Source organism: Nostoc sp., from assembly GCF_036917155.1.
Taxonomy (GTDB): Bacteria; Cyanobacteriota; Cyanobacteriia; order Cyanobacteriales; family Nostocaceae; genus Nostoc.
Map to the genome: position 1 here is coordinate 64787 of NZ_JBALDZ010000216.1, position 9503 is coordinate 74289.

The following is a 9503-nucleotide window of genomic DNA, read 5'->3' on the forward strand; positions in this document are numbered from 1 at the left end:
CTAAACCTATTTGAGCTTTGTGCATCTATGAACAAAAAGGATAAAGTACAGTCTTTACGTCATGAATTCAAGATTAATAGTCTCTGAATTAGGTCTGACGAAAAAACTCAAGATTCATTACTGTAAAGCCAGCAACGCTCTAGCCACTCTAATAATTCGTGACGGGAAGCAAGAAATTGCATAACTGTACTACGAATTAGAATGACTTCGAGCAAATTGTTCACTTGCACTCGCAAAGAACCATCAGGGGGACAGTAGCTCTTAATTTTTAACTCTTGCAGTCGGTGATAGATTCGCCAGCGATCGCTCAAAGGAATTTGCAAAACTTGATCGCCTAAAGGGTCGGAATTAATTTGCGAGGCGTTTGATTTTCTCATATTGAGGTGGGGTAGATGAGGCAGATGAGGCAGATGGGGTAGATGAGGTAGATGAGGCAGATGAGGCAGATGAGGCAGATGAGGCAGATGAGGCAGATGAGGCAGATGAGGCAGATGAGGCAGATGAGGGAGAATAATTACTAACTCCTAACTCCTAACTCCTAACTCCTAACTCCTAACTCCTAACTCCTAACTCCTAACTCTTAACTCCTAACTCCTAACTCCTAACTCCTAACTCCTAACTCCTAACTCTTAACTCTTAACTCCTAACTCCTAACTCCTAACTCTTGTATTAAAGTTTGCAGTTGTTTTTCGAGTTCTTCAATCCGTGAGAGCAAAGAACGCATCACGTCTGCTTCTACATCGGGTAGCTTTCCATGTTCTAAAGGAGAAAGGCTGGCGCTATCGTTCCGAGAAATAATTCGGCCCGGAACTCCCACCACAGTGCGATCGCTGGGGACATTCTGCAAGACAACGGAACCTGCGCCAATACGGACGCGATCGCCAATTTGCAGATTACCCAAAACTTTCGCACCCGCCCCAATCACTGCATTTTTGCCGACTGTGGGGTGACGCTTACCAGTTTCTTTACCAGTTCCGCCAAGGGTAACGCCCTGATAAATCAGTGTGTAGTCACCCACGATCGCAGTTTCGCCAATGACAACTCCCATTCCGTGGTCAATAAACACGCCCTGACCAATCTCTGCACCTGGGTGAATTTCAATACCTGTCAAAGATCGCCCCAAGTGAGAAATTAAGCGGGGGATAAAACTCACACCTCGACAATGTAACCAGTGAGCAAGACGATGCAAACATAGTGCGTGCAATCCAGGATAGCAAAATACCACCTCTAGCCAATTACGCGCTGCTGGATCGCGCTCAAAAATAATGCGAAAATCACTCAATAATGGCTCAAAAAAACCGCCAGAGAGGAAATTTTTCAGCATAGATGTATGGGCGGAATCCTGCGTTTTGGTTGTCTGGCAATCGCTAATACTGTCTAAAGACTGTTGCATCGGTAATGTTTATCTGGTAGAAAGAACCATCTGCTATTTTTATGCTTATATCAGGTGATATCCAACTCGATAGGAAACCCAATGCTGATTGGATTTATTGGATTGATTAAGGTTGTACTCAAACGCCAAAACCACGACCCCAGATAAATTTTAAATTTGTCTTGGGGTCGGGGTGCTAGTATTTAATGATGGGGGTACTAGTATTTTTGAGGCAGGGGTTAAGAATTTCTGTACTCGCTACAAGAAACTTTACCTATAAGCCTTTGCAAACATTTCATCAAGATATTTTGCAATATATTAAGCTGTACTCAGATGCACTCAAACATCAGTTAGATGACGCTAGAAATCAATATTCTGTATCTCCTATTACTATTATTATCTTATTATTTGGATAGGCGAAAGACAGGTTTCTTTATTTTCTCTTAGGATTTGCTGTCTGTATGTATGTATACGTTTCAAAATATAGTTATCGCTCATAGTGACTACTTTATTATATAGATGTGTGGAAGGAAAGCATTTCAATGAGTGCAAATATAGGAATCTGATTTGATTACTGAATCACTCAAGTAAAACAACAGGGTTTTTCCTTGTGCAGCAAATTATAGAATGGACAAATGTACCTACCAAATTGGCAAAGTGTGCCAAATCCTTTCTGAGGACAATCCGAAACTATGGGCTAAGAACTAACTTTAGCTACTTTTATTATTTTTTCAATTATTCTAAATAAACAACAACCTACATCAGAATGCTGTTACATTCTTGTTAAGAATAGTTACAGCTTCTTCACACAAGGGAATATTGGAGTGATGAGTGCCGTGTGCTAGCAAATCTTGGGCGAAGATTAGCTGTTCCAGGAAAAGAATATGGGGATGAAATACCGCCCTCAGCAATTTTGGCAATTTGGCACCTTATGACTTCGAGTTGCAGTTTCAATGGAGATATCAACACAACGGGACAGTGAAGAAGTTGTACGAGGGATAGGGCAAAACTTCCCGCTTCTGATGTCCCAGCTATGCCAGTTGTCAAATGAGTGCTGTAGAATAGCTCTACATAATTAATACAGCGCTCAAGAGAGTTGAGTTCCCGCTCTGCAATTGGCTAGAAATCAACAAAACCAAATATAGCCCAGATGGCAAAACCCTTGCCAGTGGTAGTCTATAAGGACGTTTAGAAGCAAAATTAGAAGCTGTACCTAAACTTTTAGCACTAGGTTTAACTGTAGAATAGATAGCGCAGGCGTTGGATTTAGATGTTGCACAAGTCCAGCAAGTAGAACAGCAAAGGCGATAACTTCGTTAAGCTCCGCTAACGCCGGAATAATTGCCGCGATCGCACATTAATCTTGATTATCTGGATCTATGGCATCTCACTTCTATGATAGAAACAAGCCACTAATGTAGGTTTAACTTATGTCTTCCCCTGTCCTGGAAAACCCTACGACTGCTGAGACTTCCTATGTGCTTCTGTACAATGTCAGTTGGGAACAATTAGAACAGCTTGATGTCACCCTTGCAGGGACAAGCGCACGACTAACTTATTTAGATGGTATTCTCGAAATTATGTCCCCACTTTCTGACGACCACGAGGACAGTAAAAAAACTCTGGCGATGTTGCTGGAAGTCTATATGCGGACGAAAAAGATCCGGTTTTATGGACGGGGAAGTGCAACCATCGGTAAAAAGTCAGACAAAACGCGACGGGAACCGGATGAGTCTTATAATTTAGGGGCAAAAAAACCTATTCCCGATTTAATTTTGGAAATAACTGTCACCAGTGGCGGAATTAATAAGCTAGAAATTTATCGGCGGTTGCGAGTACCTGAAGTTTGGTTTTGGGAAGATGGTTTGTTATCAGTTTATTGTTTGCAAGGTGACAGCTATATAAAAGTCTCTAGAAGTACTTTATTGCCTGATTTGGATTTGGATTTATTAGCACAATATGCGAGAATGTCTGACCAATATGATGCTGTGACTGAATATAGTCAGATAATAACTGAAGTAACCTAAACTAAAATTATTTACGTCTAAATCTGATAAAAATTATGGTTAATACCTATGATGAAATTTTCGATGCTGCATTGTCTTTACCTCTCGGTTTAAGAGCAATGCTTGCTGAAATTTATTTAAAAGTCTGGATGCAGAAAACCAGGCAGAAATAGATGCTATTTGGGCAGAAGAAGCAGAAAAAAGGTTTCAAGCTGTTGGACAAGGCGAAGTCAATTTAATTCCTGGCGAACAGGTATTGCGAGAGCTACGTTCTAGGAGTGACTTGACCTACGCTAAAATTAAGACGGTTTAACCAAGGTATGGGTAGGCAATTGAGCAATGGCAACAGAGACAATTACTCTGCAAATTCCAGAAATACTCTATCAGCGTTTAGTCAACACTGCCCACGCGCAACGTCGCCCCATTGAAGAGGTAATAGTTCATGCTTTGCAAGTAGGTAGTCCTCCAGAATGGGATGATGTACCAGAGGAATTTCAAGCTGACCTCGCGGCTTTAGATAAACTAGATGACAATAGTTTGTGGCAAATTGTCCGCAGTCGCAAAACAGCAGAGCAAATGGAGCGATACAACCTTCTGCTGGAGCGTAACTCTAGTGGTAAAATTACAGACGCAGAACAATTGGAACTAATAAAACTGCGTCACGAAGCTGATAGTTTTATGCTTTGTAAAGCCCAAGCTGCTGTCTTACTCCGTTGGCAAGGACATTATATGCCAACTCCTTAAACTGTTGTGTCCAAATACATTCCTGAAATCTTAAAAAATCAAATATCAGCTAGCGATAAAGGACGTTGCTGTGTCAAACTACTAGTCATAACTTCGCTACCAACTGCCATTAGAGTATCATCTACCTGTTCAGTGAGTTGCTGCATTGAGATTAAAAGTTCAGTCAGCGCACTGGCTAATTGATAATCTCGAACCAGTTCTTCAACATCAAAAATGGCTGGAAGAATTTCGCGGTTAGACTGAGCAGCAGTGACGCTATTGCTTACAAAAGCCAGACTTTTATCGCCCATTTTTACTAACTTGCGCCGTTCTTCAGTACTGAGAGTAACTAAAAAGGGTAGCTTTTGTTGGATTTTTTGTAGTGCGGCTTTGATTTATTGAATATCTTGTGGGGAAAGAGAGCCTGTGATGTTTTGATAGGACATTTTATATTTACCTTGGGAACTCTGATCGTGAAGTAGCAATAGTTGCCAAGTATAGAGTTTCCATTGGTAAGAGGAATTGCACACTTTTTTGTAATTTTTAGTTTATGAAGGTGTATAAGCGCAGCATAACGCGCCAAAAATACTTAGTAGCTAAAAGTGAGATATACAACAAGCTGTATATACACATATTTTTTTGTAATTTTGAGTATAGTAGGCTGGAACATCACTGAACTTAACTTAGATTTAGATCCTCGACTTATTGAATAAGTTGGAGATATGAGTTATTATCTGCTCGGTTACGTAACAGTAGTTACAAGTAATGCGAGGAGACAAATATACTTAGGGAAGTATTCTCACAAACTAATATCCTTAAGTAAGTTTTGTTTAGACTCTCGAAAAAATCGGCAAATCGAGAGTTCTTGTGTAATCTACATCACTTCAGGCTAGAAGGAAGTTCAAAATGGGTGTGTTTTTCCTAAATCCAACAAAGATGCTCAGACGCATATTATCTGCATCGCTAGTTAGTTTAATCCCTGCACTTACGGTTTTTTCTACCGCAGCATTTGCCCAACCGCCTGCTGCGTCTGTTAACACCAAGCTGAAAGTGCCTAGTTCAATGAACTATTCGCCTTTCAATATTAATCGTTACTTGAAAGTGCCGCCCAACTTCTCCATCTCTGTTTATGCTCGCATTCCGAGCGCTCGCTTTATCGCAGTTGCTCCCAATGGCGATCTTTTAGTGTCACAGCCTAGCACAGGTAAAGTGTTAATTGTCCGCTCAAATGGCACCAGAGATCCAATTATCTCTAACTTCGTAACGGGTCTACGCAAACCACACGACATTGTGTTTCATAAGATTGACAACACCACATACGTTTATATCTCTGAGACTAATCAAATTAACCGCTTCACCTACAACTATGGAGACCTAATCGCCAGAAATCGCCAAGTTGTCGTAACTGGCTTACCAGATAGCAGCACATCAGAACTCAAAGGTGCTTATGGTCACGAACTGAAAAATATCGCACTTGATGCCAATCACAAACTGTACGTGTCGATTGCCTCTACATGCAATGCTTGTACGCAAGATACTGTCAGCAACCCAAAGCGTGGTGCGATTTACCAGTACAACGCTGATGGAAGCAATAAACGGCTTTTTGCCCAAGGTTTACGTAATGCCGAAGGATTAGCATTCTTACCTAATACCAATGACCTTTGGGTAGTCGTTAATAATCGGGATAACATCGCCTATCCCTTCAACGATGGCAGTGGCAAATACGGTAGGGTTATTCCGTCCTACGTAGACAACCACCCACCAGAGGAGTTTACGAAAGTCCGAGATGGTGGTAACTACGGTTGGCCATTCTGCAACCCCAATCCTGACACATCAAATGGCGTTAACAATATGCCCTTTGACCGCGATTATCAGTTCAATGCTGATGGACATGTTAATTGCGATGCGATGGACAGGATTAGCAAGGGTATCCAAGCCCATTCGGCTCCCTTAGGACTAATATTTTTGCAAAATACCAACTTTCCCAGACTGTACTCAACTGGGGCAGTGGCGGGACTACATGGTTCATGGAATCGGCAGACTAAAACAGGCTACAGAATAGCTTACTTTCCTTGGAACAGTGCGACAAGAACCCCAGGGCAGGAGATAGAATTAGTCAGCGGTTGGCTAGTTCCAGCAACGCAAGAAGTTTGGGGACGACCGGTAGATATGGCAGTAGATCAGCAAGGTAATTTGTTAATTTCAGATGACTACAGCGGCACGATTTACAAGCTTTCCTACAACGTCTCCAATAACGTCCCCAGCACGCCGTCATCACAACAGGTTAAAGTCTACAGAGACCGTAATTTTGCTGGAGTTTCTCAGTCTTTTCCGACAACTCCAGGAATATACAAAGCCAACCAAGGAGACTTAAATATTGTTGGTAATGACACTATTAGCTCATTACGTGTACCAGCAGGGACAGTAGTACGTGTATGCCAAAATGAAACTGGTGGTCTATGCCGTGAGTATAGCGCTGGTGATTATAGCTATGTTGGAAATGACTTGGATAACAAAATATCCTTTATACAGGTCAAGTAGCGCCCAATTTTCTTTGCAAATTTGGGATACCCTTCTGCTCCACCTAAACTGTAGAGACGCAAAATTAGACTGGGCTTTGCCACGCTAACGCGTCTCTACCAAAAAATTTAGGCTTAACTGAACGGTATTGATCCATATCCACCACTAGTTTCACCTGATATTCACTAAGTAAGGGCATACATCTGTATGCCCTTACAACCGACTCATTTATTGCAAAGATATTTGAAAGCAATGTTAAGTTGTAACACAGCATTTTCTTATACAACTTCCAAAAACTTTCCTAGCGTTTTAGGCTTTGGTAGAGTTTCACCATCTGCCAAAGATGATTCAATCAACATCTCTAAAACTTCTTGAGCATTTTTCAGAGCATCTTCATAAGTCTCTCCGTGAGTGCAAGGCTGCATTACATGGGTAAACTCAGGTAGGAAAACTACATAACATTCTGCTTGCTGCGAATAACTCAATTTATCTACTATTTTGCGATTTCTCTGAGGAATAGCTTGTAGTTAAGCGATAATAATTACATTTCCTAATAAAAGCATAGCTATGATCTGCTGCTTAAATCCAGATTGCCACAATCCGCCCAATAGCGATCGCACAATGTTTTGCTTCAACTGCGGTACAGGACTGGTAGTGCTGAGAAACCGCTATCGCCCGATTAAAACATTAGGTGGTGGGGGATTTGGTAAAACTTATTTAGCAGAAGATATAGACAAACTCAATGAGTATTGTGTCATCAAGCAATTTGCACCGCAAGTCCAGGGAACTGCCGCACTAAACAAAGCCACAGAACTATTTGAGCAAGAAGCAAAGCAACTGCAACAATTAGGAAACCATCGCCAAATTCCCACACTATTGGCGTATTTTAACCAAGATAATCGCCTGTATTTGGTGCAGGAGTTTATCGACGGACAGAATTTATTAGATGAATTAAAACAGCAGGGAATTTTCAATCAGCAGAAAGTTAGAGAATTATTGCTCGATTTGTTAGATATTCTCAAAACAGTTCATCAACAGCAAGTCATTCACCGCGATATCAAGCCAGAGAATATTATTCGTCGCAGTGATGGGCAGTTAGTGCTTATTGACTTTGGTGCATCCAAACAATTGACAGCAACAGTGATGACACAAATAGGAACAACTATTGGTTCTTTTGGTTATGCGTCACTGGAACAAATGCAGGGAGGTAAAGCTTACCCGGCGAGTGATTTATATAGTATCGGTGCAACTTGCTTTCACCTGTTGAGTGGAATTCACCCTTGGGAACTTTGGCAACGACAAGGTTATGGTTGGGTTGCTAGTTGGAGACAGTATTTGCAGCAACCAGTGAGTGAGGATTTGGGGCGAATACTGGATAGATTGTTGCAAGAAGAATACCAGCAGCGTTATCAGTCGGCCACGGAAGTTTTACAAGCGTTAAATTCAGAGCGAATACCAGTAACTCAGCCTGTTACACCTCCAGTTACTCCAACACCTCGGCAAAAAAAATATCTTGTTGTTATTCCATTAATTGTATTGATGGGTGGTGGTACTGTTTATTTGCTAAGACCGACAAATCCAGTAACAATAGAACAGAAAAGTAAAAGTGCTGATACTTACTATAATGAAGGATTAGAAAAATACAACAACAAAGATTTTAGCGGTGCAATTGAAGACTACACCCAAGCCATCCAAATTAATCCTAACTATGCAAATGCTTACATGAATCGGGGTTTAGCTCGCTATGATTTAGGAGATAATCAAGCAGCAATTGAAGATTACAACCAAGCCATCCAAATTAATCCCAACGATGCAGCAACTTACATCAACCGGGGTTTAGCTCGCTATGATTTAGGAGATAAACAAGCAGCAATTGAAGATTATAACCAAGCCATCCAAATTAATCCGAAATATGCAAATGTTTACTACAATCGGGGTTTAGCTCGCTATGATTTAGGAGATAATCAAGCAGCAATTGAAGATTACAACCAAGCCATCCAAATTAATTCCAACTATGCAAATGCTTACATCGCGCGCGGTTTAGCTCGCTCTAATTTAGGAGATAATCAAGCAGCAATTGAAGATTATAACCAAGCCATCCAAATTAATCCTAACTATGCAGATGCTTACTACGACCGGGGTTTAGCTCGCTCTAATTTAGGAAATAACCAAACTGCAATAGAAGATTACAACCAAGCCATTAAAATTAATCCCAACTATGCAAATGCTTACTACAACCGGGGTTTAGCTCGCTATAATTTAGGAAATAACCAAACTGCAATAGAAGATTACAACCAAGCCATTAAAATTAATCCCAACTATGCAAATGCTTACTACAACCGGGGTTTAGCTCGCTATAATTTAGGAAATAACCAAACTGCAATAGAAGATTACAACCAAGCCATTAAAATTAATCCCAACTATGCAAATGCTTACTACAATCGGGGTAATTCTCAGTCTAATTTAGGAAATAAGCAAGCAGCAATTGAAGATTTTCGTAAATCTGCCGATTTGTATAAGCAACAAGGAAAAGAAAGTGACTATCAAGATGCTCTAAAACGCATTAAACAACTTGAGTTAGGTTAGCAACTCTGTGCTGAATAAAATCACATTTTAGAGACTTAGAGAGTGAAAAATCCCAGTTACCCTAAATGGCGATGTCTACGACGGGTTGCACCAACGCAATTTTCCCCACTGCCCGCCCAATTTTGTTATAATCATGAGCCGCAGCTAGTTCTTGTAAGGGATATGTGCGATCAATCACCACACGAATTTTACCAGATTCAATCGTAACCGTTCACAGGGGTAATTAGTTGCTGAAATCAGGCAAAATAGAATGGGTGAAGGGGTTACAGCAATTAAAGGCAGAAGTTAATCCATGA

The 9503-nt window shown here is 40.9% G+C and carries 10 protein-coding genes and 1 pseudogene; 5 read left to right on the forward strand and 6 right to left on the reverse strand.

Annotation, left to right across the window (positions count from 1 at the left end; translation table 11 throughout):
- Positions 1 to 107: 107 nt before the first annotated feature.
- The 3 genes from V7K67_RS28750 to V7K67_RS28760 form a co-directional block, all read right to left on the reverse strand.
- Complete coding sequence (locus V7K67_RS28750; protein WP_334730305.1) at positions 108 to 377, reverse strand: Asr1405/Asl0597 family protein; 270 nt, start codon at positions 375 to 377, stop codon at positions 108 to 110.
- A 266-nt stretch (positions 378 to 643) separates the two neighbouring features.
- Complete coding sequence (cysE, locus tag V7K67_RS28755) at positions 644 to 1393, reverse strand: serine O-acetyltransferase (protein WP_335169439.1); 750 nt, start codon at positions 1391 to 1393, stop codon at positions 644 to 646.
- 740 nt (positions 1394 to 2133) lie between these two features.
- On the reverse strand, positions 2134 to 2292 hold the full coding sequence (locus tag V7K67_RS28760; RefSeq protein WP_335169441.1) for a hypothetical protein: 159 nt from the start codon (positions 2290 to 2292) through the stop codon (positions 2134 to 2136).
- A gap of 510 nt (positions 2293 to 2802) precedes the next feature.
- On the opposite strand from V7K67_RS28760, the gene V7K67_RS28765 reads away from it, so the two are divergent.
- The 3 genes from V7K67_RS28765 to V7K67_RS28775 all read left to right on the forward strand — a co-directional run bounded on the left by V7K67_RS28765 (position 2803) and on the right by V7K67_RS28775 (position 4122).
- On the forward strand, positions 2803 to 3399 hold the full coding sequence (locus V7K67_RS28765) for a Uma2 family endonuclease (protein WP_335169443.1): 597 nt from the start codon (positions 2803 to 2805) through the stop codon (positions 3397 to 3399).
- A 157-nt stretch (positions 3400 to 3556) separates the two neighbouring features.
- Entirely contained in the window at positions 3557 to 3691 is a 135-nt protein-coding gene (locus V7K67_RS28770; RefSeq protein WP_335169454.1) for an addiction module protein, read from the forward strand.
- A 26-nt stretch (positions 3692 to 3717) separates the two neighbouring features.
- Positions 3718 to 4122 carry a hypothetical protein gene (locus V7K67_RS28775; RefSeq protein WP_335169445.1) on the forward strand — a complete coding sequence of 135 codons (405 nt, stop codon included), beginning with the start codon at positions 3718 to 3720 and terminating at the stop codon, positions 4120 to 4122.
- 71 nt (positions 4123 to 4193) lie between these two features.
- Here V7K67_RS28775 and V7K67_RS28780 read toward each other — a convergent pair.
- Positions 4194 to 4496 (reverse strand): annotated as a pseudogene (locus V7K67_RS28780) (hypothetical protein); the annotation flags it as partial.
- A 511-nt stretch (positions 4497 to 5007) separates the two neighbouring features.
- Here V7K67_RS28780 and V7K67_RS28785 point away from each other — a divergent pair.
- Positions 5008 to 6642 (forward strand): PQQ-dependent sugar dehydrogenase, encoded by a 1635-nt coding sequence (locus tag V7K67_RS28785; protein WP_335169447.1) that lies wholly within the window; start codon positions 5008 to 5010, stop codon positions 6640 to 6642.
- A 257-nt stretch (positions 6643 to 6899) separates the two neighbouring features.
- Here the strand turns inward: V7K67_RS28785 and V7K67_RS28790 are convergent, their stop codons facing one another.
- Entirely contained in the window at positions 6900 to 7106 is a 207-nt protein-coding gene (locus V7K67_RS28790; RefSeq protein WP_334729073.1) for a type II toxin-antitoxin system HicB family antitoxin, read from the reverse strand.
- An 82-nt stretch (positions 7107 to 7188) separates the two neighbouring features.
- Between V7K67_RS28790 and V7K67_RS28795 the strand changes: the two genes are divergently transcribed.
- Positions 7189 to 9207 (forward strand): tetratricopeptide repeat protein, encoded by a 2019-nt coding sequence (locus tag V7K67_RS28795; protein WP_335169449.1) that lies wholly within the window; start codon positions 7189 to 7191, stop codon positions 9205 to 9207.
- Between the two features lie 61 nt (positions 9208 to 9268).
- Here the strand turns inward: V7K67_RS28795 and V7K67_RS28800 are convergent, their stop codons facing one another.
- Positions 9269 to 9409 (reverse strand): zinc-binding dehydrogenase, encoded by a 141-nt coding sequence (locus tag V7K67_RS28800; RefSeq protein ID WP_442943954.1) that lies wholly within the window; start codon positions 9407 to 9409, stop codon positions 9269 to 9271.
- Positions 9410 to 9503: the final 94 nt, after the last annotated feature.

Bases quoted from the DNA above. Each gene is read 5' to 3' on its own strand.
- V7K67_RS28750 (WP_334730305.1), bottom strand. From the start codon at position 377: ATGAGAAAATCAAACGCCTCGCAAATTAATTCCGACCCTTTAGGCGAT.
- cysE (WP_335169439.1), bottom strand. From the start codon at position 1,393: ATGCAACAGTCTTTAGACAGTATTAGCGATTGCCAGACAACCAAAACG.
- V7K67_RS28785 (WP_335169447.1), top strand. From the start codon at position 5,008: ATGGGTGTGTTTTTCCTAAATCCAACAAAGATGCTCAGACGCATATTA.
- V7K67_RS28775 (WP_335169445.1), top strand. From the start codon at position 3,718: ATGGCAACAGAGACAATTACTCTGCAAATTCCAGAAATACTCTATCAG.
- V7K67_RS28765 (WP_335169443.1), top strand. From the start codon at position 2,803: ATGTCTTCCCCTGTCCTGGAAAACCCTACGACTGCTGAGACTTCCTAT.
- V7K67_RS28795 (WP_335169449.1), top strand. From the start codon at position 7,189: ATGATCTGCTGCTTAAATCCAGATTGCCACAATCCGCCCAATAGCGAT.